Origin of the sequence: Bacillus sp. FSL R7-0646, from assembly GCF_037969865.1 — a bacterium.
GTDB lineage: Bacteria > Bacillota > Bacilli > Bacillales > Bacillaceae > Bacillus > Bacillus licheniformis.
On the sequence record NZ_CP150217.1, the window covers coordinates 111,826 to 134,005 of the forward strand.

22 protein-coding genes and 2 other annotated features are annotated in these 22,180 nt (G+C 45.6%); all 22 genes read left to right on the forward strand.

Annotated elements, in window-relative coordinates; translation table 11 throughout:
- The 22 genes from disA (at position 1) to MKY62_RS00710 (ending at position 22,122) form a co-directional block, all read left to right on the forward strand.
- Positions 1 to 1,077 carry a DNA integrity scanning diadenylate cyclase DisA gene (gene disA, locus MKY62_RS00605; protein WP_003178277.1) on the forward strand — a complete coding sequence of 359 codons (1,077 nt, stop codon included), beginning with the start codon at positions 1 to 3 and terminating at the stop codon, positions 1,075 to 1,077.
- 131 nt (positions 1,078 to 1,208) lie between these two features.
- On the forward strand, positions 1,209 to 2,297 hold the full coding sequence (locus MKY62_RS00610; protein ID WP_003178278.1) for a PIN/TRAM domain-containing protein: 1,089 nt from the start codon (positions 1,209 to 1,211) through the stop codon (positions 2,295 to 2,297).
- Between the two features lie 16 nt (positions 2,298 to 2,313).
- Positions 2,314 to 3,009 carry a 2-C-methyl-D-erythritol 4-phosphate cytidylyltransferase gene (gene ispD, locus MKY62_RS00615; RefSeq protein WP_003178279.1) on the forward strand — a complete coding sequence of 232 codons (696 nt, stop codon included), beginning with the start codon at positions 2,314 to 2,316 and terminating at the stop codon, positions 3,007 to 3,009.
- Positions 3,002 to 3,478: a 2-C-methyl-D-erythritol 2,4-cyclodiphosphate synthase gene (gene ispF, locus MKY62_RS00620; protein WP_003178280.1), complete on the forward strand. Its 477-nt coding sequence runs from the start codon at positions 3,002 to 3,004 to the stop codon at positions 3,476 to 3,478. The genes ispD and ispF overlap by 8 nt, the downstream gene beginning before the upstream one ends.
- Positions 3,479 to 3,559: 81 nt before the next feature.
- Entirely contained in the window at positions 3,560 to 5,017 is a 1,458-nt protein-coding gene (gene gltX / locus MKY62_RS00625; protein WP_003178281.1) for a glutamate--tRNA ligase, read from the forward strand.
- Positions 5,018 to 5,249 (forward strand) — a binding site (T-box leader).
- A 69-nt stretch (positions 5,250 to 5,318) separates the two neighbouring features.
- Positions 5,319 to 5,969 (forward strand): serine O-acetyltransferase, encoded by a 651-nt coding sequence (gene cysE / locus MKY62_RS00630; protein ID WP_003178282.1) that lies wholly within the window; start codon positions 5,319 to 5,321, stop codon positions 5,967 to 5,969.
- On the forward strand, positions 5,966 to 7,369 hold the full coding sequence (gene cysS / locus MKY62_RS00635) for a cysteine--tRNA ligase (protein WP_011197476.1): 1,404 nt from the start codon (positions 5,966 to 5,968) through the stop codon (positions 7,367 to 7,369). The genes cysE and cysS overlap by 4 nt, the downstream gene beginning before the upstream one ends.
- A gap of 2 nt (positions 7,370 to 7,371) precedes the next feature.
- The gene (locus tag MKY62_RS00640; protein WP_003178284.1) at positions 7,372 to 7,788 is read left to right on the forward strand and encodes a Mini-ribonuclease 3; all 417 of its coding nucleotides are present in this window, start codon (positions 7,372 to 7,374) and stop codon (positions 7,786 to 7,788) included.
- The gene (gene rlmB / locus MKY62_RS00645; protein WP_003178285.1) at positions 7,785 to 8,534 is read left to right on the forward strand and encodes a 23S rRNA (guanosine(2251)-2'-O)-methyltransferase RlmB; all 750 of its coding nucleotides are present in this window, start codon (positions 7,785 to 7,787) and stop codon (positions 8,532 to 8,534) included. The genes MKY62_RS00640 and rlmB overlap by 4 nt, the downstream gene beginning before the upstream one ends.
- Before the next feature lie 5 nt (positions 8,535 to 8,539).
- A complete protein-coding gene (gene rae1 / locus MKY62_RS00650; RefSeq protein WP_003178286.1) occupies positions 8,540 to 9,052 on the forward strand; it encodes a ribosome-dependent mRNA decay endonuclease Rae1/YacP in 513 nt (170 codons plus the stop codon).
- A gap of 63 nt (positions 9,053 to 9,115) precedes the next feature.
- The gene (sigH, locus tag MKY62_RS00655; protein WP_003178288.1) at positions 9,116 to 9,787 is read left to right on the forward strand and encodes an RNA polymerase sporulation sigma factor SigH; all 672 of its coding nucleotides are present in this window, start codon (positions 9,116 to 9,118) and stop codon (positions 9,785 to 9,787) included.
- Between the two features lie 82 nt (positions 9,788 to 9,869).
- Positions 9,870 to 10,019, forward strand: a complete 150-nt coding sequence (rpmG, locus tag MKY62_RS00660; protein WP_003178289.1) for a 50S ribosomal protein L33 — start codon at positions 9,870 to 9,872, stop codon at positions 10,017 to 10,019.
- Positions 10,020 to 10,054: 35 nt separating this feature from the next.
- A complete protein-coding gene (secE, locus tag MKY62_RS00665; protein ID WP_003178291.1) occupies positions 10,055 to 10,234 on the forward strand; it encodes a preprotein translocase subunit SecE in 180 nt (59 codons plus the stop codon).
- 177 nt (positions 10,235 to 10,411) lie between these two features.
- Complete coding sequence (nusG, locus tag MKY62_RS00670; protein ID WP_003178298.1) at positions 10,412 to 10,945, forward strand: transcription termination/antitermination protein NusG; 534 nt, start codon at positions 10,412 to 10,414, stop codon at positions 10,943 to 10,945.
- A 169-nt stretch (positions 10,946 to 11,114) separates the two neighbouring features.
- Positions 11,115 to 11,540: a 50S ribosomal protein L11 gene (gene rplK, locus MKY62_RS00675; protein WP_003178300.1), complete on the forward strand. Its 426-nt coding sequence runs from the start codon at positions 11,115 to 11,117 to the stop codon at positions 11,538 to 11,540.
- A 101-nt stretch (positions 11,541 to 11,641) separates the two neighbouring features.
- Positions 11,642 to 12,340 (forward strand): 50S ribosomal protein L1, encoded by a 699-nt coding sequence (gene rplA / locus MKY62_RS00680; RefSeq protein ID WP_003178302.1) that lies wholly within the window; start codon positions 11,642 to 11,644, stop codon positions 12,338 to 12,340.
- 50 nt (positions 12,341 to 12,390) lie between these two features.
- Positions 12,391 to 12,532, forward strand: a sequence feature (ribosomal protein L10 leader region).
- A 69-nt stretch (positions 12,533 to 12,601) separates the two neighbouring features.
- Positions 12,602 to 13,102 carry a 50S ribosomal protein L10 gene (rplJ, locus tag MKY62_RS00685; RefSeq protein WP_003178304.1) on the forward strand — a complete coding sequence of 167 codons (501 nt, stop codon included), beginning with the start codon at positions 12,602 to 12,604 and terminating at the stop codon, positions 13,100 to 13,102.
- Positions 13,103 to 13,146: 44 nt separating this feature from the next.
- Complete coding sequence (gene rplL / locus MKY62_RS00690) at positions 13,147 to 13,518, forward strand: 50S ribosomal protein L7/L12 (protein WP_003178305.1); 372 nt, start codon at positions 13,147 to 13,149, stop codon at positions 13,516 to 13,518.
- A gap of 139 nt (positions 13,519 to 13,657) precedes the next feature.
- The gene (locus tag MKY62_RS00695; protein ID WP_003178307.1) at positions 13,658 to 14,263 is read left to right on the forward strand and encodes a class I SAM-dependent methyltransferase; all 606 of its coding nucleotides are present in this window, start codon (positions 13,658 to 13,660) and stop codon (positions 14,261 to 14,263) included.
- 250 nt (positions 14,264 to 14,513) lie between these two features.
- Complete coding sequence (gene rpoB, locus MKY62_RS00700) at positions 14,514 to 18,095, forward strand: DNA-directed RNA polymerase subunit beta (protein WP_011197480.1); 3,582 nt, start codon at positions 14,514 to 14,516, stop codon at positions 18,093 to 18,095.
- A 59-nt stretch (positions 18,096 to 18,154) separates the two neighbouring features.
- Positions 18,155 to 21,754 carry a DNA-directed RNA polymerase subunit beta' gene (gene rpoC / locus MKY62_RS00705; protein ID WP_003178311.1) on the forward strand — a complete coding sequence of 1,200 codons (3,600 nt, stop codon included), beginning with the start codon at positions 18,155 to 18,157 and terminating at the stop codon, positions 21,752 to 21,754.
- A gap of 119 nt (positions 21,755 to 21,873) precedes the next feature.
- A complete protein-coding gene (locus MKY62_RS00710) occupies positions 21,874 to 22,122 on the forward strand; it encodes a 50S ribosomal protein L7ae-like protein (RefSeq protein ID WP_011197481.1) in 249 nt (82 codons plus the stop codon).
- The last annotated feature ends 58 nt before the right edge of the window (positions 22,123 to 22,180 follow it).

Below are 22,180 nucleotides of genomic sequence, written 5' to 3' on the forward strand. Positions count from 1 at the left end.
ATGGACAAAGACAAAAAAGGAGCGAAACAGGATCTTTCAGAAATATTGCAGTTTGTCGCCCCCGGCACGCCTCTTCGCGAAGGAATCGAAAACGTCCTTCGGGCCAAAACAGGCGGATTAATCGTGGTCGGCTTCAACGATAAAGTGAAAGAAGTGGTTGACGGAGGGTTCCACATAAATTCTTCTTTCTCTCCGGCTCATCTGTACGAGCTGGCTAAAATGGACGGGGCGATCATTCTCAGCGATTCAGGGCAAAAAATTCTATATGCCAATACACAGCTCATGCCTGAGGCGACGATTCCCTCCTCTGAGACGGGCATGAGACACAGAACAGCCGAGCGTGTGGCCAAGCAGACCGGCTGTCTGATCATCGCGATTTCTGAAAGACGGAATGTGATTACGCTCTATCAGGAAAATATGAAATATATACTCAAAGATATCGGCTTTATCTTAACAAAAGCCAATCAGGCGATTCAGACGCTCGAAAAATACAAACTCATTTTGGACCATGCGATTTCCAATTTGAACGCGCTGGAATTTGAAGAGCTTGTTACATTTGGGGATGTCATCTCCGTTCTGCATCGATATGAAATGGTGCTCAGAATCAAAAACGAAATTAATATGTATATTAAAGAGCTTGGAACAGAAGGCCATCTCATCAGACTCCAGGTTAGCGAACTGATCACCGATATGGAGCAGGAAGCGGCGCTGTTCGTCAAAGATTATGTGAAAGAAAAAATCAAAGACCCGTTTGTTCTGCTGAAACAGCTTCAGGATATGTCGAGTTTCGAATTGCTGGATGATGCGATTCTCCTTAAGCTTTTAGGCTATTCAGCAACTACGAACATGGAAGAATACGTTTTTCCGAGAGGCTACAGGCTTCTCCACAAAATTCCCCGCCTCCCGATGCCGATCGTCGAAAATGTTGTCGAAGCATTCGGCCATTTAAAGCTCATTATCGAAGCGGATGTAAAAGATTTGGATGAAGTGGAAGGAATTGGGGCTGTTCGTGCCCAAAAGATAAAGAAAGGGTTAAAGAGACTTCAGGAGAAACATTATACTGACAGGCAGCTGTGAGAAAATTTTCTAGAAGTGATTAAAATTTGCAATTTATGGGTATATTATTCTTACTTTTTGTTTTCCCTTTTTCACGTGGAAACAGCTGCATTTATAAAAATTAAAACGATTATTTTAAAGGAGGTGAAGGTATGTTAAAACGAATAGTTCAAGCGTTCTTTGCGATTTTGGGAGGCGTTATCGGTATTTTTCTCATACCGGAATTGTTTGTACTGTTAAATGTACAGGACATACCTTTAGTAACAAACCCGTATGCGTCCGCTTGTTTAGGAGCTATCATCTTTTTTCTTCTGGGCATCTGGTGTGCGGATCACGTCATCAACTGGGTGAAACAGATTGAGGATTCCTTGATCAAAGCACCTGTCTCAGACTTGTTGTTCGGCTCTTTGGGATTAATCTTCGGACTTATGCTCGCTTATCTTATCGTCAACGTCATTCCGTTAAAAGACATCCCTTATCAGTTAATCAGCACGGTCATTCCGATTGTGTTGGCCGCATTTCTCGGCTATCTCGGATTCCGTGTGGGTTTCAAGAAAAAGGATGAAATGCTGACACTTTTTGCATCGAGAAAGAAAAAAGGTTCTGCTGAGGAAGAGCGTCCGGAAGAAGACAAAAAGCTGAAAATTTTAGACACAAGTGTTATTATAGATGGGAGAATTGCTGATATTTGTCAGACCGGATTTCTTGAAGGCGTCATTGTGATTCCTCAGTTTGTGCTTGAGGAACTGCAGCATATCGCCGACTCTTCAGACGTCCTCAAACGAAACAGAGGGCGGAGAGGACTGGATATTTTAAACCGTATCCAGAAAGAGCTTGATATTAAAGTTGAAATTTATGAAGGCGATTTTGAAGACATCCAAGAGGTCGACAGCAAGCTCGTCAAACTGGCGAAGCTGACCTCGGGCGTTGTCGTCACAAACGATTTCAATTTGAACAAAGTATGCGAGCTCCAAAAGGTTGCCGTATTGAACATCAACGACCTTGCCAACGCCGTCAAGCCTGTCGTGCTTCCGGGAGAAGAAATGAAGGTGCAGGTCATCAAAGACGGAAAAGAACATAATCAGGGCGTGGCTTATCTGGACGACGGCACGATGATTGTCGTTGAAGAAGGGCGAAATTATATTGGCAAACATATCGACGTGCTCGTGACCAGCGTGCTGCAGACAGCGGCAGGCAGAATGATATTCGCCAAGCCGAAACTGCTGGAAAAGGCGCTTTGAAAAAGGGAGAAATAAAATGAATTATGAAGTCGTCATTCCTGCCGCCGGACAAGGTAAACGAATGAATGCCGGGAAAAACAAACTGTTTATCGAGGCGAAAGGAATACCTGTGATTATTCATACATTAAAGGTGTTTGAAAACCATGATGCCTGCAAAAGGATCATTCTTGTCATCAATGAACAGGAATTCGGTGAATTCAACACCCTTTTAAAAACCTATCATTTTACGACTCCGATCGAGATGGTGCCGGGCGGAAGAGAACGCCAGCAAAGCGTTTTTGCGGGCATTAAAGCGGCCGGCAAAGAGGAAACGGTCCTCGTCCATGACGGAGCAAGACCTTTTATTAAACGGGAATATATCGAACAGCTTGTCGAGAAAGCAAAGGAAACAGGGGCAGCCATCGTTGCCGTTCCTGTTAAAGACACGATCAAACGCGTTCAAGACGGTGAGATAGCCGGAACGATTGAACGTTCAAGCTTGTGGGCCGCTCAAACCCCACAAGCTTTTCGTCTTTCTATTCTGATGAATGCTCACCTTGAGGCTGAAGCAAAAGGTTTCCTCGGTACGGACGACGCCAGTCTTGTCGAGGAAGCCGGAGGTACGGTTGCAATCATTCAAGGGGATTATCAAAACATCAAACTGACGACCCCGGATGACTTGCTTGTCGCAGAAGCGATATTAGAAGCGGAAAAGAGGAATGAACATGTTTAGAATAGGCCAAGGATTTGACGTCCATCAACTAGTGGAAGGCAGGCCGCTCATAATCGGGGGAATTACGATTCCTTACGAAAAAGGCCTTCTCGGACATTCAGATGCAGATGTGCTTTTGCACACGATTGCGGATGCATGTCTCGGTGCCGTCGGCGAGGGCGATATCGGAAAACACTTTCCGGATACCGATCCTGAATTCAAAGATGCCGACTCCTTCAAACTCCTTCGCCACGTCTGGATGATCGTGAAGGAAAAAGGCTATACGCTAGGGAACCTGGATTGTACAATCATCGCCCAAAAGCCTAAAATGGCGCCGTATATCGAAGACATGAGAGCCAGAATTGCCGAAGGGCTAGAGGCGGAAATTTCCCAAATTAACGTAAAAGCGACCACAACCGAAAAGCTCGGATTTACGGGAAGAGCCGAAGGAATCGCCGCCCAGGCTTCCGTTCTGCTCCAAAAGGTATAATTCATTTTGAAGACAGGTTCATTTGATGATAGAATAGGAAATAAATTTGAACTCTGCTAGAGACGAAAGGAAGTTAGACAGATGGGAAACGAAGTTCGGGTTCGTTATGCGCCGAGCCCAACAGGCCATTTACATATCGGAAATGCCAGAACCGCTCTTTTTAATTATTTGTTTGCCCGGAGCCAAGGCGGAAAATTCATCATCCGCATTGAAGATACGGACCGCAAGCGCAACATTGAAGGCGGGGAGCAAAGCCAGCTGAACTATTTAAAATGGCTGGGCATCGACTGGGATGAAAGCGTGGATGTCGGAGGAGAATACGGACCATACCGCCAATCCGAAAGAAACGACATTTACAAAACATATTACGAGGAGCTTCTTGAAAAAGGGCTAGCCTACAAATGCTACTGCACGGAAGAAGAGCTTGAGAAAGAGCGTGAGGAACAGGCTGCCCGCGGAGGAATGCCGCGCTACTCCGGCAAGTGCCGCAATTTAACAAAAGAAGAGCAGGAAAAGCTCGAAGCTGAAGGAAGACAGCCGAGCATCCGCTTTAAAGTGCCTCAAGGTGAAGTCATCCGCTTTGATGACATCGTCAAAGGAGAAATTTCTTTTGAAACAGACGGAATCGGCGACTTCGTCATCGTGAAGAAAGACGGAACGCCTACTTACAACTTTGCCGTAGCGGTCGATGACTATTTAATGAAAATGACGCATGTCCTGCGCGGCGAAGACCACATTTCCAATACGCCAAAGCAGATCATGATTTACAACGCCCTTGGCTGGGATATCCCGGCATTTGGACATATGACATTAATCGTCAATGAAAGCCGCAAAAAACTGAGCAAACGTGATGAGTCCATCATTCAGTTTATCGAGCAGTACGAAGAGCTCGGCTATTTGCCGGAAGCATTGTTTAACTTCATCACTCTTCTAGGCTGGTCGCCGGTCGGAGAAGAAGAACTGTTTACAAAAGAACAGTTTATTGAGATATTTGATGTAAACCGTTTGTCAAAATCACCAGCGGTGTTTGATACGCATAAACTGAAATGGGTCAACAACCAGTATGTGAAAAAACTTGATCTTGATCAGGTCATCGAATTGACCGTGCCGCATTTGCAAAAAGCGGGCAAGGTTTCAGAAGAGCTTTCAGGCAGCGAACAGGAATGGGTGCGCAAGCTGATTTCCCTATATCAGGAACAGCTGAGCTACGGCGCTGAAATCGTCGAGTTAACAGAGTTGTTCTTTAAAGACGATATCCAGTATAATCGTGAAGCAAGAACAGTTTTAGAAGAAGAGCAGGTTCCGGAAGTGCTTCGCGTATTTGCCGAAAAGCTTGAGCAGCTTGACTCGTTTACGGCAGATGAGATCAAGGCATCCATCAAAGCCGTTCAAAAAGAAACAGGACATAAAGGGAAAAAGCTGTTTATGCCGATCCGCGTAGCGACGACAGGCCAGACCCACGGTCCTGAACTGCCTCAGTCCATTGAATTATTGGGGAAAGACACCGTTTTAAAACGGCTGCATAACATTATTCAATAAGATAAATCGTTGACAGGGATAAGTATAAAGCCAGGGCCTTTAAAGAGAGAGTCTTCATCGGCTGGAAAAGACTTAAGCGCCGGGCTTTAGAAATGCACCTCTTGAGACCTTTGAAGAACGTTTTTATAACAAGTATTCAAAGGCGGTATCCGCCGTTATGGATGAGAGTTGAGAAAACAGCTGTGCTGTTTTCTAAACAGAGTGGAACCGCGCGTCAAAAAGCGTCTCTGTCATCAGACAGAGGCGTTTTTTATATGGTTTGACAATAGAGACAAAGGAAGCGGGGAACGGGGGGAATCATGTGTTCTTTAAAATGCTGAAAGAAGATGTAGATGTCGTATTTGACCAAGATCCGGCTGCGAGAAGCTACATTGAAGTCATCTTAACTTATTCAGGTTTGCATGCTATATGGGCACATCGAATTGCACATGCTTTATATAAAAGAAAAAGGTTTTTCATCGCCAGAGCGATCTCTCAAATCGCCCGCTTCTTTACGGGAATCGAAATTCACCCGGGTGCCAAGATCGGCAGGAGATTTTTCATTGATCACGGCATGGGGGTTGTGATCGGCGAAACCTGTGAGATCGGAAACAATGTCACGGTTTTTCAGGGCGTGACGCTTGGGGGAACAGGAAAAGAAAAAGGCAAAAGGCATCCGACAATCGAGGACGATGCCCTGATCTCAACAGGGGCCAAAGTGCTTGGATCCATTACAGTCGGAAGAGGGGCGAAAATCGGTGCAGGCTCCGTCGTCCTGCACGATGTGCCTGAATGCTCCACCGTTGTCGGCATCCCGGGCCGGGTCGTCGTACAAAACGGAAAGAAAATCAGACGCGACTTGAATCACCAGGATTTGCCGGATCCGGTGGCTGACCGCTTCAGAGAATTGGAAAACGAAATCAGGCAGCTGAAACAAGAGCTCCGGAGAAAAGAAAGGGAAGATGAGCTGTGACACTAACATTGTATAATACTCTCACACGAAAAAAAGAGCCGTTTGTGCCTCTTGAAGAAGGCAAGGTCAAAATGTATGTGTGCGGTCCGACAGTATATAACTACATCCATATCGGAAACGCAAGGCCGGCTATCGTGTTTGACACTGTCAGAAAGTATTTAGAGTATAAAGGCTATGAAGTCCAATATGTCTCCAATTTTACAGATGTCGATGACAAATTAATTAAAGCGGCAAATGAACTTGGAGAGGAAGTGCCGGTCATCGCCGAACGCTTTATTAAGGCATACTTCGAAGATGTCGGTTCACTGGGCTGCACAAAAGCTGACTGCCATCCGCGCGTCACTGAAAACATGGATGAGATCATCGACTTTATTCAGACGCTGATCGATAAGGGCTATGCCTATGAGGCGGACGGAGATGTTTATTATAAAACAAGATCGTTTGAAGGCTATGGAAAGCTGTCGCATCAATCGGTCGATGAGCTGAGATCAGGCGCCCGAATTCAAGTGGGCGAAAAGAAAGAAGATGCGCTCGATTTCACACTATGGAAAGCGGCTAAAGATAACGAAATCTCCTGGGATAGCCCTTGGGGAAAAGGCCGTCCCGGCTGGCATATCGAGTGCTCTGCGATGGCGAGAAAATATCTGGGCGATTCGATCGACATTCACGCCGGCGGTCAGGATCTGGCCTTCCCGCATCATGAAAACGAAATTGCCCAATCGGAAGCATTAACAGGGAAGCCTTTCGCGAAATATTGGCTTCATAACGGCTACATTAATATCGATAATGAGAAAATGTCAAAATCGCTCGGCAACTTTGTTCTTGTGCATGACATTATTAAAGAGCATGACCCCCAAGTGCTGCGGTTTTTCATGCTGTCTGTTCATTACAGACATCCGATAAACTATTCGGTCGAACTTCTCGAGAACACAAAAAACGCTTTTGGACGTCTAAAAACAGCTTATAGCAATTTGCAGCATCGCCTAAAAAGCAGTACAAATTTAACAGAGGGCGATTCAGAATGGCTTGAAAAAATCGAAGAGCAGCGAAAAGCCTTCCAAACGGCTATGGATGATGATTTCAATACAGCGAATGCCATTTCCGTCCTGTTTGACCTGGCCAAACATGCCAACTACTATTTGCAGGAAAAGAATACTGCAGAACATGTCATTCAGGCGTTTATACAGCTGTTTGACGAGATCTGCTCAGTGCTCGGCTTCTCCCTCAAGGAACAGGAACTTTTGGATAAAGACATTGAAGAACTGATCGAGAAGCGGAATGAGGCCCGGAGAAACCGCGACTTTGCAACATCTGATCAGATTCGCGACCAGTTGAAAAGCATGAATATTATCTTGGAGGACACTCCGCAGGGCACGCGCTGGAAAAGAGGAGAATCATAAACATGAATTTGGAAACCATTAAAGACGCCAAACAGCTGAATGGTTTGGCGCTTGCTTACATGGGTGATGCCGTTTTGGAGGTATATGTGAGGCATCACCTCTTAAAGCAAGGCATGACAAGGCCCAATGATCTGCACCGGCAGTCGAGGCGATATGTCTCCGCCAAGTCGCAGGCAAGCATGCTGTTTGCGCTTGAGGAGCAGGAATTTTTCACCGAGGAAGAACAGGCTGTGCTGAGAAGAGGGCGGAATGCCAAATCCGGAACGGTACCGAAAAACACGGATGTCCAAACATATCGTTACAGTACGGCTTTTGAGGCGGTCATCGGGTATCTTTTTCTTGAGAACAGGGAAGATAGGCTTAATGAACTCATCAAAGCAGCGCTGGAAAAACGGGATGGCAGGGAGGAAGTAAAATGAGTCAGCAGCATGATTACGTCATAGGAAAAAACGCGGTCATCGAAACATTAAAGTCCGGCCGGGAATTGTATAAGCTGTGGATGGCGGAAAACACAGTGAAGGGACAGGCTCAGCAAGTCGTCGATCTCGCCGCCAAAAAAGGCGTCACGATTCATTATGTCCCAAGAAAAAAACTCGATCAAATGGTTTCCGGACAGCATCAAGGCGTCGTCGCCCAGGTAGCGGCTTACGAGTATGCCGAGCTGGATGATCTTTTTCAAAAGGCCGAAGACAGAAATGAACAGCCGTTTATCCTTGTATTAGACGAAATTGAGGATCCGCACAACCTGGGCTCTATTATGCGCACCGCAGACGCGGTCGGGGCTCACGGCATCGTCATTCCGAAAAGGCGCGCGGTCGGCCTTACAACGACTGTCGCCAAAGCCTCGACAGGAGCCATCGAACATATTCCGGTCGTCAAGGTGACCAATCTGTCGCGGACCCTGGAAGAAATGAAGGGACGGGGCATTTGGGTCGTCGGTACCGATGCGTCTGGACAACAGGACTACAGGTCGCTGGACGGAAATATGCCGCTTGCGCTTGTCATCGGCAGCGAAGGAAAAGGCATGGGAAGGCTTGTTAAAGAGAAATGTGATTTTCTCATTCGCCTGCCGATGGCGGGAAAGGTCACATCCCTGAACGCCTCAGTTGCAGCCGGCCTGCTGATGTATGAAGTGTACCGGAAACGAAGCCCTCTGGGAGAATAGACGGAATGGACATCCTGTTGGTCGACGGTTATAACATGATTGGGGCTTGGCCTCAGCTGAAAGATTTAAAAGAAAACAGTTTTGAAGAAGCAAGGGACCTGTTGATTCAGAAGATGGCGGAATATCAATCGTATACAGGGTTTCGGGTAATCGTTGTCTTTGATGCGCATCTCGTTAAAGGAATCGAGAAAAAGAAGGTCAATCATCGCGTAGAAGTGATATTCACAAGGGAAAATGAAACGGCTGATGAACGGATCGAGAAACTGGTGTCAGACTTGAATAGTATTCAGACGCAGATCCATGTTGCCACATCCGATTACACAGAGCAGTGGGCGATTTTTGGCCAGGGGGCCCTGCGCAAATCGGCCAGAGAGCTGCTCAGGGAGGTCGAAGCGATCGAAAGGCAAATTGAAAACAGGGTGAAACAAATCACCTCAGAGCGTCCCGCAGGGAAAATTCCATTGTCAGAAGACGTCTTGAGGATCTTCGAAAAATGGCGGCGTGGCGACTTGGATTAGGTTGACGCTTTTTTGTCCATTACTGTATAATATTTCTATCTACGTGCGGTCGGGGGGATCGGAGTGAACTTACAAAACAACCAGGGAAAATTCAGCAAAGAACAGTTCAGCAAAGAACGTTTTTGCCAGTTGGAAGACGAGCAGGTCATTGAAATGGTTCATGTCGGAGACAGTGATGCGTTAGATTACTTGATTACAAAGTACCGTAATTTTGTAAGGGCAAAAGCAAGATCCTACTTCTTAATCGGGGCTGATCGGGAAGATATCGTTCAGGAAGGCATGATTGGACTCTACAAATCTATCCGTGATTTTAGAGAGGACAAGCTGACTTCATTCAAAGCTTTTGCAGAATTATGCATTACCCGCCAAATTATTACCGCTATCAAAACAGCTACTCGCCAGAAACATATTCCGCTCAATTCTTATGTGTCGCTGGACAAGCCCATTTATGACGAGGAATCAGACCGGACGCTTCTCGACGTGATTTCAGGGGCCAAGGTCATGAATCCTGAAGAGCTGATCATCAATCAGGAAGAATTCGATGATATCGAGCTGAAAATGGGAGAATTGCTTAGTGATTTAGAAAGAAAAGTTCTTGCGCTCTATCTCGACGGAAGATCCTATCAGGAAATATCCGAAGAATTAAACCGCCATGTAAAATCGATCGATAATGCGCTCCAGCGTGTCAAAAGGAAGCTTGAAAAGTACCTGGAGCTCCGCGAAATCAGCTTGTAGCCGATGCTTATGGCATATTGACAGTCATTTTATGACTGTGATATGTTACTTAGGAAATGAACGTCCAGAAAAAGGTGTAAACATGAAGAAAAAAGTAACGTTAGCCTGCAAAAATTGCGGAAATCGTAATTATACGACAATGAAAAGCTCCGCAGCTTTGGCTGAACGGCTCGAAGTAAAGAAATACTGCAATAACTGCAATTCACATACAGTACATCTGGAAACAAAATAGATGTTTTTGTTTTTAGGTTGTGGAGGTTTCTTACCATGGGTATTATCAAATTTTTAAAGAATGTCGGAAAAGAAATGAAAAAGGTCACCTGGCCTAAAGGAAAAGAACTAACGCGCTATACGATCACTGTTATCACCACCGTTATCTTTTTCGCCATCTTTTTTGCACTCATCGATTCGGGTATTACGCAATTAATTCGTTTAATAGTTGAATAATGATCAGCATAACGTGTTATAATAGATCTAAATATGACTTGCCAAAAAACCCGTTCAACGGGTTTTTTCATTGTTTCAAAATATGAGGCTCGTATAAAAGAAAGTGTCAGTTTCCCGGTACGGCCAATAAACTTTTAAGGTGTGGGGAGGGAAGGACTGAAAGGGTCCTGAATGAGAATGGAAAAGAAATGGTATGTGGTTCATACGTACTCCGGCTATGAAAATAAAGTAAAGGCGAATTTGGAAAAGCGGGTAGAATCGATGGGGATGCAAGATAAGATATTCCGCGTCGTTGTACCTGAAGAGGAAGAAACCGATATTAAAAACGGCAAGAAAAAAGTCGTTAAAAAGAAAGTCTTCCCTGGTTATGTACTTGTCGAACTTGTCATGACGGATGATTCCTGGTATGTTGTTCGAAATACGCCTGGTGTGACCGGGTTTGTCGGTTCAGCCGGATCAGGTTCAAAGCCGACTGCACTGCTTCCGGGCGAAGCGGAAAAAATCCTGAAGCGGATGGGGCTTGAAGAAAGAAAAACAGAAATCGACTTTGAATTAAAAGAAACCGTCAAGGTTATCGACGGCCCGTTTGCTGATTTCACAGGGACGATCGAAGAGATCGACCACGACAAAAATAAAGTCAAAGTTTTTGTTAATATGTTCGGAAGAGAGACCCCGGTTGAGCTCGAATTTACTCAAGTTGACAAATTGTAATGGAAAAGCGCTTGAAATCACTATATAAAAGTGGTAATATACAAAGGTGCGTCTTGGCAAAAAGGTCAAGGCAGCTAGCTTGATATTTTCATCATTCATATAAAGAATGAGACCTTGAGTGGGAGGGTTCACCCTATTACCACATCACGGACTTAAGGAGGTGTGTCTCGTGGCTAAAAAAGTAGTTAAAGTTGTAAAATTGCAAATTCCTGCTGGAAAAGCGAATCCAGCTCCGCCAGTTGGTCCTGCGTTAGGTCAAGCCGGTGTTAACATCATGGGATTCTGTAAGGAGTTTAACGCTCGTACATCTGACCAAGCTGGTCTGATCATTCCTGTAGAAATTTCGGTTTACGAAGACCGTTCATTTACATTTATCACAAAAACTCCGCCTGCTGCTGTATTGCTTAAAAAAGCGGCTGGAATTGAGTCAGGTTCTGGTGAGCCTAACCGTAATAAAGTCGCAACCGTTAAACGCGATAAAGTACGTGAAATCGCCGAAACAAAAATGCCTGACTTAAATGCGGCAGATGTTGAAGCGGCTATGCGTATGGTTGAAGGAACTGCCCGCAGTATGGGTATTGTGATCGAAGACTAATTTTTGTCTCTTTGCTGGGTTGCGAGTTTGGATCAGACAAGTTCGCAACCCTTATTCGTGGGAGGTTATTCCGCTAAAACCACTAAGGAGGAAATTTTAAAATGGCTAAAAAAGGTAAAAAATACGTCGAAGCTGCCAAGCTTGTAGATCGTACAAAAGCTTACGACGTAAACGAAGCGATTGAGCTTGTGAAAAAAACAAACACAGCTAAATTCGATGCTACTGTTGAAGCGGCATTTCGTTTAGGTGTTGACCCTCGTAAAAACGACCAGCAAATCCGCGGTGCAGTTGTACTTCCAAACGGAACAGGCAAAACTCAGCGCGTTCTTGTTTTCGCTAAAGGTGAAAAAGCGAAAGAAGCAGAAGCTGCTGGTGCAGACTACGTAGGCGATGCAGATTACATCAACAAAATTCAGCAAGGCTGGTTTGATTTTGATGTGATCGTTGCGACTCCTGACATGATGGGTGAAGTCGGTAAAATCGGACGCGTGCTTGGACCAAAAGGTCTTATGCCAAACCCTAAAACAGGAACGGTTACATTTGAAGTTGAAAAAGCAGTCAACGAAATCAAAGCGGGTAAAGTTGAATACCGCGTTGATAAAGCAGGAAACATCCACGTTCCAATCGGAAAAGTGTCTTTCGAAGAAGGCAAGCTTGTAGAGAACTTCGCGACAATGTACGACACAATTTTGAAAGCGAAGCCTGCTGCTGCTAAAGGTGTATACGTGAAAAACGTTTCTGTTACATCTACAATGGGACCTGGAATCAAAGTGGACCCTTCAACTTTCAACGTAAAATAATATTGACTTTTGATAAGACGTTCTGATATAATTCAAAACGTTGTAAAAATAAAATATGTCCATTTATACCGTAGACAGTAGGTGCTGATAAGGCTTAATTTCCTACCGAGGTGTATATATATCACAGCTCTAGCGTTACGTATGCTTGTATATACAGCCTCCATGTCGAATGGAGGCTTTTTATATGGAACATGTCGTTAAAGAACGTGATCACCGAACGGTATAAGTGTTACACAGATGAATCTTACAGGAGGTGTAACCATGAGCAGCGCAATTGAAACAAAAAAAGTTGTTGTTGAAGAAATTACTTCTAAACTGAAAGAAAGTAAATCAACGATCATCGTTGACTATCGCGGCCTTAACGTAGCTGAAGTAACAGAACTTCGTAAACAGCTTCGCGAAGCTAACGTTGAGTTCAAAGTGTACAAAAACACGATGACTCGCCGTGCGGTTGAACAAGCTGAACTTGATGGTTTGAACGATTTCTTAACAGGACCGAATGCGATTGCATTCAGCACTGAAGATGTTGTCGCTCCAGCTAAAGTTCTTAACGAGTTTGCTAAAAAGCACGAAGCTCTTGAAATCAAAGCGGGCGTAATCGAAGGCAAAGTGTCCACAGTTGAAGAAGTGAAAGCTCTTGCTGAACTTCCATCTCGCGAAGGCTTGCTTTCTATGTTGCTTAGCGTACTTCAAGCTCCAGTTCGCAATCTTGCTCTTGCAACTAAAGCTGTTGCAGAACAAAAGGAAGAACAAGGCGCTTAATAGCATCAGTATCTAAAAAATAAAACAAAATGGAGGAATTACAAATGGCTTTAAATATCGAAGAAATCATTGCTTCCGTTAAAGAAGCAACTGTACTTGAACTGAACGACTTAGTAAAAGCAATCGAAGAAGAATTCGGCGTAACTGCTGCTGCTCCTGTAGCTGTAGCTGGCGGAGCTGCTGCAGGCGGTGCTGCTGAAGAAAAAACTGAATTTGATCTTGTTCTTGCTGGTGCAGGAGATCAAAAAATCAAAGTTATCAAAGTTGTTCGTGAAATCACTGGTCTTGGCTTGAAAGAAGCTAAAGAACTTGTTGACAACACTCCAAAACCTCTTAAAGAAGGTATTGCGAAAGAAGAAGCTGAAGAGCTTAAAGCTAAACTTGAAGAAGTTGGCGCTTCTGTAGAAGTTAAGTAATCTTCACCTAATCTTTAGGGGAAAGCTCGCTTTTAAAAGCGGGCTTTTTCTTTGCTAATTAATTGTAGTCCCTTCCGCATAAGATAAGCCATCTTGTTTCAAGATATCTGGAGAGTTCACCAACTGAGGAGGTTCTGTGATGACTGACCATTATTATTCGGAAAAACCTTCAGCAAAAAGCAGCAGATCAATGTGGGCATTTCGCTTGAGAAACCGGACGTTTACTTTTATCAGCGACAGCGGAGTTTTTTCAAAAAGAGAAGTGGACTTTGGCTCAAGGCTGCTGATTGAAGCTTTCCGGGAACCGGATGCAGAAGGTGATTTTTTGGATGTAGGCTGCGGCTATGGCCCGATTGGTCTTTCGCTTGCTGCGGATTTCGAAGATCGAATGGTTCACATGATCGATGTTAATGAAAGAGCTGTCGAACTTTCGAAGGAAAACGCGTTAAATAATCAGATCGACAACATAAAGATCTACCAGAGTGATCTGTTTGCCAACGTCGAACCTGCAAAAAAATTCGCTTCTATTATTACTAATCCCCCCATACGCGCCGGGAAAAAAACTGTGCACGCCATCTTTGAAAAAAGCGCTGAACATTTGCGGCCTTCAGGAGAGCTGTGGGTCGTCATTCAGAAAAAACAAGGCGGGCCTTCTGCCATTGAAAAATTAAAAGAACTTTTTGCGGACGTTGAAGTCGTTCAAAAAAAGAAAGGGTACTATATCATCAAAGCAAAAAAAGTTTGACTCGGATTTTCAGCTATGTTAACATTATAAAATGCCAATGTATATATTTTGCTGCCGTTTTTAAGAAACGCCTAGGTTTGTATAAAATATACATTATTGGGAACACTAATAAAATCGGTATTTTGTTTTTGGATGTGGTTTTCTAAATTAGAAACCCTTTTTTCTTTTGTCTTGTAAAAGTATTTCTTACATATTTGAGGAAGAAATGCTTGTTACACATATATTACGCATGATTTGAGGGGTGAATCAGTTGACAGGTCAACTAGTTCAGTATGGACGACACCGCCAGCGCAGAAGCTATGCACGCATTAGCGAAGTGTTAGAATTACCAAATCTCATTGAAATTCAAACCTCTTCTTATCAGTGGTTTCTTGATGAGGGTCTTAGAGAGATGTTTCAAGACATATCGCCAATTGAGGATTTCACTGGTAACCTCTCTCTGGAATTTATCGACTACAGCTTGGGCGAGCCTAAGTATCCGGTAGAAGAATCAAAAGAGCGGGATGTGACCTATTCAGCTCCGCTGCGGGTTAAAGTCCGCTTAATCAACAAAGAAACCGGCGAAGTAAAGGATCAGGATGTCTTCATGGGCGATTTCCCTATTATGACAGACACTGGAACCTTCATTATCAACGGTGCAGAACGGGTCATCGTATCTCAGCTCGTTCGTTCTCCAAGTGTATATTTTAGTGGTAAAGTAGACAAAAACGGTAAGAAAGGTTTTACCGCGACTGTCATTCCAAACCGTGGCGCATGGTTAGAATACGAGACTGATGCGAAAGATGTTGTTTACGTACGCATCGATCGCACACGTAAGTTGCCGGTTACGGTTCTTTTGCGTGCTCTTGGCTTCGGATCTGACCAAGAGATCATTGATCTCATCGGTGAAAACGAGTATCTGCGCAATACGCTTGATAAAGATAATACGGAAAACACCGATAAAGCGCTTCTTGAAATCTACGAGCGTCTTCGTCCAGGGGAGCCGCCTACCGTAGAAAACGCAAAAAGCCTGCTTGATTCAAGGTTCTTTGATCCGAAAAGATATGACCTTGCGAGTGTAGGACGTTATAAAATTAATAAAAAGCTTCACATCAAAAACCGACTTTTTAATCAGCGGCTTGCTGAAACGCTAGTCGACCCTGAAACAGGCGAAATCCTTGCCGAAAAAGGAGCGATTTTAGACAGAAGAACGCTTGATAAAGTTCTGCCGTACCTTGAAAACGGAATCGGTTTTAAAAAGCTTTATCCGAACGGCGGAGTTGTCGAAGACGAAGTAACGCTTCAGTCTATCAAAATCTATGCTCCGACAGACCAAGAAGGGGAGCAGACAATCAATGTGATTGGAAATGCTTATATCGAAGAAGGCGTTAAGAATATTACACCTTCTGATATTATCGCTTCCATCAGCTATTTCTTTAACCTGCTTCACGGAGTGGGCGATACCGACGATATCGACCATCTAGGAAACCGCCGTCTCCGTTCAGTGGGAGAGCTTCTGCAAAACCAATTCCGTATTGGTTTAAGCAGAATGGAGCGCGTTGTTCGTGAAAGAATGTCTATTCAAGATACAAACACGATCACGCCGCAGCAGCTGATCAATATTCGCCCTGTCATCGCATCAATCAAAGAGTTTTTCGGAAGCTCGCAGCTTTCTCAGTTTATGGATCAGACGAATCCGCTTGCTGAGCTGACGCATAAGCGCCGTCTGTCAGCGCTCGGACCGGGCGGTTTGACTCGTGAGCGCGCCGGAATGGAAGTCCGTGACGTTCACTATTCACACTACGGCCGGATGTGTCCGATTGAAACCCCTGAGGGTCCAAACATCGGCTTGATCAACTCGCTTTCTTCATTCGCGAAAGTGAACCGTTTCGGCTTCATCGAAACGCCGTATCGCCGCGTCGATCCTGAAACTGGAAAAGTAACGCCGAGAATCGATTACTTGACAGCTGATGAAGAAGACAACTATGTCGTTGCCCAGGCAAACGCACGCCTGAATGATGACGGTTCTTTTGTGGATGACAGCATCGTCGCCCGTTTCAGAGGGGAGAACACCGTTGTTCCGAAAGACCGCGTCGACTATATGGACGTTTCGCCTAAACAGGTTGTCTCTGCCGCGACTGCATGTATTCCTTTCTTGGAAAACGATGACTCAAACCGCGCCCTTATGGGAGCGAACATGCAACGTCAGGCCGTACCTCTTATGCAGCCTGAATCGCCGATCGTCGGAACCGGGATGGAATATGTATCTGCGAAAGACTCCGGTGCCGCTGTTATTTGCCGCCACCCTGGAATCGTTGAACGGGTGGAAGCGAAGAACATCTGGGTGCGCCGCTATGAAGAAGTCGACGGCCAGAAAGTCAAAGGGAACCTTGATAAATACAGCCTGCTGAAGTTTGTCCGTTCCAACCAGGGAACTTGCTACAACCAGCGTCCGATCGTAAGCGTCGGTGATGAGGTTGAAAAAGGTGAAATTTTAGCTGACGGTCCGTCCATGGAAAAAGGTGAGCTTGCCCTTGGACGCAACGTCATGGTCGGCTTTATGACATGGGATGGCTACAACTATGAGGATGCCATCATCATGAGCGAACGCCTTGTAAAAGACGACGTATACACGTCTATTCATATTGAAGAATACGAATCAGAGGCCCGGGATACAAAACTCGGACCTGAAGAAATCACTCGCGATATTCCGAACGTCGGTGAGGACGCTCTTCGCAATCTCGATGAACGCGGAATTATCCGTGTCGGTGCTGAAGTAAAAGACGGAGATCTTCTTGTTGGTAAAGTAACCCCTAAAGGTGTTACAGAGCTTACGGCGGAAGAACGCCTGCTTCATGCCATCTTCGGGGAAAAAGCGCGTGAAGTGCGTGATACGTCGCTGCGTGTACCTCACGGAGGCGGCGGTATCATCCTTGATGTAAAAGTGTTCAACCGCGAAGACGGAGACGAACTGCCTCCGGGCGTTAACCAGCTCGTCCGCGTCTACATCGTTCAGAAGCGTAAAATTTCTGAAGGGGACAAAATGGCCGGACGCCACGGTAACAAAGGTGTTATTTCGAAAATTCTTCCGGAGGAAGATATGCCGTATCTGCCTGACGGAACGCCGATTGACATCATGTTAAACCCGCTGGGCGTACCATCGCGTATGAACATCGGGCAGGTGTTGGAGCTGCACCTTGGTATGGCTGCACGCCGCCTCGGTCTGCATGTCGCGTCACCTGTATTTGACGGTGCCCGCGAAGAAGATGTGTGGGAAACCCTTGAAGAAGCCGGCATGTCAAGAGACGCAAAAACCGTCCTTTACGACGGCCGAACTGGGGAGCCGTTTGACAACCGGGTTTCTGTCGGCATCATGTACATGATCAAACTGGCACACATGGTTGACGACAAATTGCACGCACGTTCAACCGGTCCTTACTCACTCGTTACCCAGCAGCCTCTCGGAGGTAAAGCGCAGTTCGGCGGACAGCGTTTTGGAGAGATGGAAGTTTGGGCGCTTGAAGCTTATGGTGCAGCATATACGCTACAAGAGATCCTGACTGTTAAATCGGATGATGTCGTAGGCCGTGTGAAAACATATGAAGCCATCGTAAAAGGCGACAATGTTCCAGAACCTGGTGTTCCGGAATCGTTCAAAGTATTGATCAAAGAGCTTCAAAGCTTAGGTATGGACGTCAAAATTCTATCAAGCGACGAAGAAGAAATCGAAATGAGAGACTTGGAAGACGACGAAGACGCGAAACAAAACGAAGGGCTTTCTCTGCCGAATGATGAAGAGTCCGAAGAGTTGGTTTCTGCTGACGCAGAACGCGATGTCGTTACAAAAGAATAAACGAATTTTATACGCAAGTGACAGGGTATAACCCGAAGATAAAAAGGGAGGTAGGCCCCTTGCTGGATGTGAACAATTTTGAGTATATGAACATCGGTCTCGCTTCACCTGACAAAATCCGTTCATGGTCTTACGGAGAAGTGAAAAAGCCTGAAACAATCAACTATCGTACTTTGAAACCTGAAAAAGATGGTCTATTCTGCGAGCGCATTTTCGGTCCTCAAAAGGACTGGGAATGCCACTGCGGAAAGTACAAGCGGGTTCGTTATAAAGGCGTAGTCTGCGACCGTTGTGGAGTTGAAGTAACCCGGGCTAAAGTCCGTCGTGAGAGAATGGGGCATATCGAGCTGGCAGCCCCGGTTTCTCACATCTGGTATTTTAAAGGAATTCCGAGCCGTATGGGTCTTGTGCTGGATATGTCTCCGCGCGCATTGGAAGAAGTCATTTACTTTGCTTCTTACGTCGTAACAGATCCGGCCAATACACCGCTCGAGAAAAAACAGCTTCTTTCTGAAAAAGAGTATCGGGCGTACCTCGATAAATACGGAAATAAATTCCAAGCGTCAATGGGTGCTGAAGCGATTCATAAGCTCCTTCAAGATATCGACCTCGATAAAGAAGTGGATATGCTGAAAGAAGAGCTTAAAACGTCACAAGGACAGCGCCGCACACGTGCGATCAAACGTCTGGAAGTATTGGAAGCCTTCCGCAATTCCGGAAATAAGCCGTCATGGATGATCCTCGACGTTCTTCCGGTCATTCCGCCTGAGCTGCGACCAATGGTACAGCTTGACGGTGGACGTTTTGCAACTTCCGATCTGAACGATTTGTATCGCCGCGTAATCAACCGTAACAATCGTTTAAAACGTCTTCTGGACCTTGGAGCGCCAAGCATTATCGTTCAAAACGAAAAGCGCATGCTTCAGGAAGCCGTGGACGCATTGATCGATAACGGACGCAGAGGACGTCCTGTTACAGGTCCAGGAAACAGACCGTTAAAATCCCTTTCTCACATGCTGAAAGGTAAACAAGGCCGTTTCCGTCAAAACCTTCTCGGTAAACGTGTTGACTACTCAGGACGTTCGGTTATCGTCGTAGGTCCGAACCTGAAAATGTATCAATGCGGTCTTCCGAAAGAAATGGCGCTGGAACTGTTCAAGCCATTCGTCATGAAAGAGCTTGTTGAAAAGGGCCTTGCCCACAATATTAAGAGCGCGAAGCGTAAAATTGAGCGCGTTCAGCCGGAAGTCTGGGATGTCCTTGAATCAGTTATCAAAGAACACCCTGTGCTTCTCAACCGTGCACCTACGCTTCACAGATTAGGTATTCAAGCGTTTGAACCAACGCTTGTTGAAGGCCGTGCCATCCGTCTTCATCCGCTTGTATGTACGGCATACAACGCTGACTTTGACGGTGACCAAATGGCGGTTCACGTTCCTTTATCAGCAGAAGCGCAAGCTGAGGCGCGCATCCTTATGCTTGCTGCGCAAAACATCCTGAACCCTAAAGACGGAAAACCGGTTGTTACACCGTCTCAGGATATGGTACTTGGAAACTACTATCTGACGCTAGAACGCCCTGGTGCAGTCGGCGAAGGTATGATTTTCAAAGATACGGATGAAGCGCTGCTTGCTTACCAAAACGGATATGTTCATTTGCATACGAGAGTAGCCGTCGCGGTTAACTCATTGAAAAATGAAACGTTTACCGAAGAACAGCGTTCCAAGCTGCTCATTACAACTGTCGGAAAACTGATCTTCAACGAAATTCTTCCGCCGTCGTTCCCATACATGAACGAACCGACGAAGAGCAACATTGAAGAAAAAACGCCTGACCGTTTCTTCTTGGATTACGGTGCAGATGTTAAAGAAGCCATTAAGAACCAAGAAATCAACCCGCCGTTCAAAAAAGGCATTTTGGGTAAAATCATTGCGGAGATCTTCAAAAGGTTCCATATTACAGAAACATCAAAAATGCTTGACCGCATGAAAAACCTCGGCTTTAAATACTCTACAAAAGCCGGAATTACGGTCGGTGTTTCCGATATCGTCGTATTGGACGACAAACAGGAAATCCTTGAAGAAGCGCAAGGAAAAGTCGATAACGTGATGAAGCAGTTCAGACGCGGTCTGATTACTGAAGAAGAGCGTTATGAACGGGTCATTTCCATCTGGAGTGCAGCTAAGGATACGATCCAAGGCAAGCTGATGAAATCCTTGGATGAAATCAACCCGATCTACATGATGAGTGATTCCGGAGCCCGGGGTAACGCATCAAACTTTACGCAGCTTGCGGGTATGCGCGGTCTGATGGCCAACCCGGCCGGACGGATCATCGAACTTCCGATCAAGTCAAGTTTCCGTGAAGGTTTAACGGTACTCGAGTACTTTATCTCTACTCACGGTGCGCGTAAAGGTCTTGCGGATACGGCCCTTAAGACAGCCGACTCAGGTTACCTGACACGCCGTCTCGTAGACGTAGCCCAAGACGTCATCATTCGTGAGACTGACTGCGGCACAGACCGAGGCATTCTTGCCAAAGCCATCACGGAAGGCACAGAAGTGATCGAGCGTCTTGAAGAGCGTCTTGTCGGCCGATTCGCGAGAAAGCCTGTTAAACATCCGGAAACAGGTGAAGTGCTCGTGAATGAAAACGAGCTGATCGACGAAGATAAAGCGATTGAAATTGTCGAAGCAGGCATTGAAGAAGTGTGGATCCGCTCCGCATTTACATGTAATACGTCACATGGTGTATGTAAACGATGCTACGGCCGCAACCTGGCAACAGGAACCGATGTCGAAGTCGGAGAAGCAGTCGGAATCATCGCTGCCCAGTCCATTGGTGAGCCGGGTACACAGTTAACGATGCGTACCTTCCATACGGGCGGGGTTGCCGGAGACGATATTACACAAGGTTTGCCGCGTATCCAGGAATTGTTTGAAGCGCGAAACCCTAAAGGTCAAGCGACGATCTCTGAAATTGACGGTGTCGTGGCCGAAATCAATGAGGTTCGCGATAAACAGCAGGAAATCGTCGTTCAGGGCGAAGTCGAAAGCCGTTCATATACGGCGCCTTACAACGCGCGCTTGAAAGTCACTGAAGGAGAGAAGATTTCTCGTGGTCAAGTGCTGACAGAAGGTTCGGTTGATCCGAAAGAGCTTCTGAAAGTCACTGACATCACCACGGTCCAAGAATACCTGCTTCATGAAGTGCAGAAGGTTTATCGTATGCAGGGGGTTGAAATCGGAGATAAGCACGTCGAGGTTATGGTTCGCCAGATGCTTCGCAAAGTGCGCGTCATCGATGCCGGCGACACGGAAGTGCTGCCAGGCACGCTGCTCGATATTCACCAGTTTACAGAAGCAAACAAAAAAGTTCTGCTTGAAGGCAAACGCCCTGCAACTGGCCGTCCGGTGCTTCTCGGTATCACCAAAGCATCGCTTGAAACGGATTCCTTCCTGTCTGCCGCGTCATTCCAGGAAACAACACGTGTCCTGACAGATGCAGCGATCAAAGGAAAACGTGACGAGCTTCTCGGCCTGAAAGAGAATGTTATCATCGGTAAGCTTGTTCCTGCTGGAACGGGTATGCTGAACTATCGTAAAGTGAAGCCGGTATTGCAAGTCCAATCATCTGATGAAATGGTTCCGGCTGAATAAATAAAAAATCCTAAAGAAGGATGTCACTAAAAATTGTCATCATATGTTGACATCCTTCTTTCAGGATGATAATATAACCAAGGTGCTCAATTTAAACCTGTTACTTTGGAGGATATATGATGTCTTATGATAAAGTATCACAGGCTCAATCTATTATTATCGGTACGAAGCAGACAGTCAAAGCACTGAAGCGCAATTCTGTTAAGGAAGTCGTCGTAGCAAAGGACGCTGATCCTTGTCTGACGTCAGGTGTTATCAATCTGGCAAATGAACAAGGGGTTCCAGTCTCAATGGCAGAGTCCATGAAAAAGCTCGGCAAAGCCTGCGGAATTGAAGTCGGAGCTGCAGCTGTTGCCATTATTCAATAACGTACTCGTTGTTTTTGCTTTTATGCAAAGGCATTGTTTTTTGCTTTTAAATGAACCA

What these genes read in the sequence shown, in the direction of transcription:
- disA (WP_003178277.1), top strand. Translation starts at nt 1, where the DNA reads ATGGACAAAGACAAAAAAGGAGCGAAACAGGATCTTTCAGAAATATTG.
- MKY62_RS00610 (WP_003178278.1), top strand. Translation starts at nt 1,209, where the DNA reads ATGTTAAAACGAATAGTTCAAGCGTTCTTTGCGATTTTGGGAGGCGTT.
- ispD (WP_003178279.1), top strand. Translation starts at nt 2,314, where the DNA reads ATGAATTATGAAGTCGTCATTCCTGCCGCCGGACAAGGTAAACGAATG.
- ispF (WP_003178280.1), top strand. Translation starts at nt 3,002, where the DNA reads ATGTTTAGAATAGGCCAAGGATTTGACGTCCATCAACTAGTGGAAGGC.
- gltX (WP_003178281.1), top strand. Translation starts at nt 3,560, where the DNA reads ATGGGAAACGAAGTTCGGGTTCGTTATGCGCCGAGCCCAACAGGCCAT.
- MKY62_RS00640 (WP_003178284.1), top strand. Translation starts at nt 7,372, where the DNA reads ATGAATTTGGAAACCATTAAAGACGCCAAACAGCTGAATGGTTTGGCG.
- rlmB (WP_003178285.1), top strand. Translation starts at nt 7,785, where the DNA reads ATGAGTCAGCAGCATGATTACGTCATAGGAAAAAACGCGGTCATCGAA.
- rae1 (WP_003178286.1), top strand. Translation starts at nt 8,540, where the DNA reads ATGGACATCCTGTTGGTCGACGGTTATAACATGATTGGGGCTTGGCCT.
- rpmG (WP_003178289.1), top strand. Translation starts at nt 9,870, where the DNA reads ATGAAGAAAAAAGTAACGTTAGCCTGCAAAAATTGCGGAAATCGTAAT.
- secE (WP_003178291.1), top strand. Translation starts at nt 10,055, where the DNA reads ATGGGTATTATCAAATTTTTAAAGAATGTCGGAAAAGAAATGAAAAAG.
- nusG (WP_003178298.1), top strand. Translation starts at nt 10,412, where the DNA reads ATGGAAAAGAAATGGTATGTGGTTCATACGTACTCCGGCTATGAAAAT.
- rplA (WP_003178302.1), top strand. Translation starts at nt 11,642, where the DNA reads ATGGCTAAAAAAGGTAAAAAATACGTCGAAGCTGCCAAGCTTGTAGAT.
- rplJ (WP_003178304.1), top strand. Translation starts at nt 12,602, where the DNA reads ATGAGCAGCGCAATTGAAACAAAAAAAGTTGTTGTTGAAGAAATTACT.
- rplL (WP_003178305.1), top strand. Translation starts at nt 13,147, where the DNA reads ATGGCTTTAAATATCGAAGAAATCATTGCTTCCGTTAAAGAAGCAACT.
- MKY62_RS00695 (WP_003178307.1), top strand. Translation starts at nt 13,658, where the DNA reads ATGACTGACCATTATTATTCGGAAAAACCTTCAGCAAAAAGCAGCAGA.
- MKY62_RS00710 (WP_011197481.1), top strand. Translation starts at nt 21,874, where the DNA reads ATGTCTTATGATAAAGTATCACAGGCTCAATCTATTATTATCGGTACG.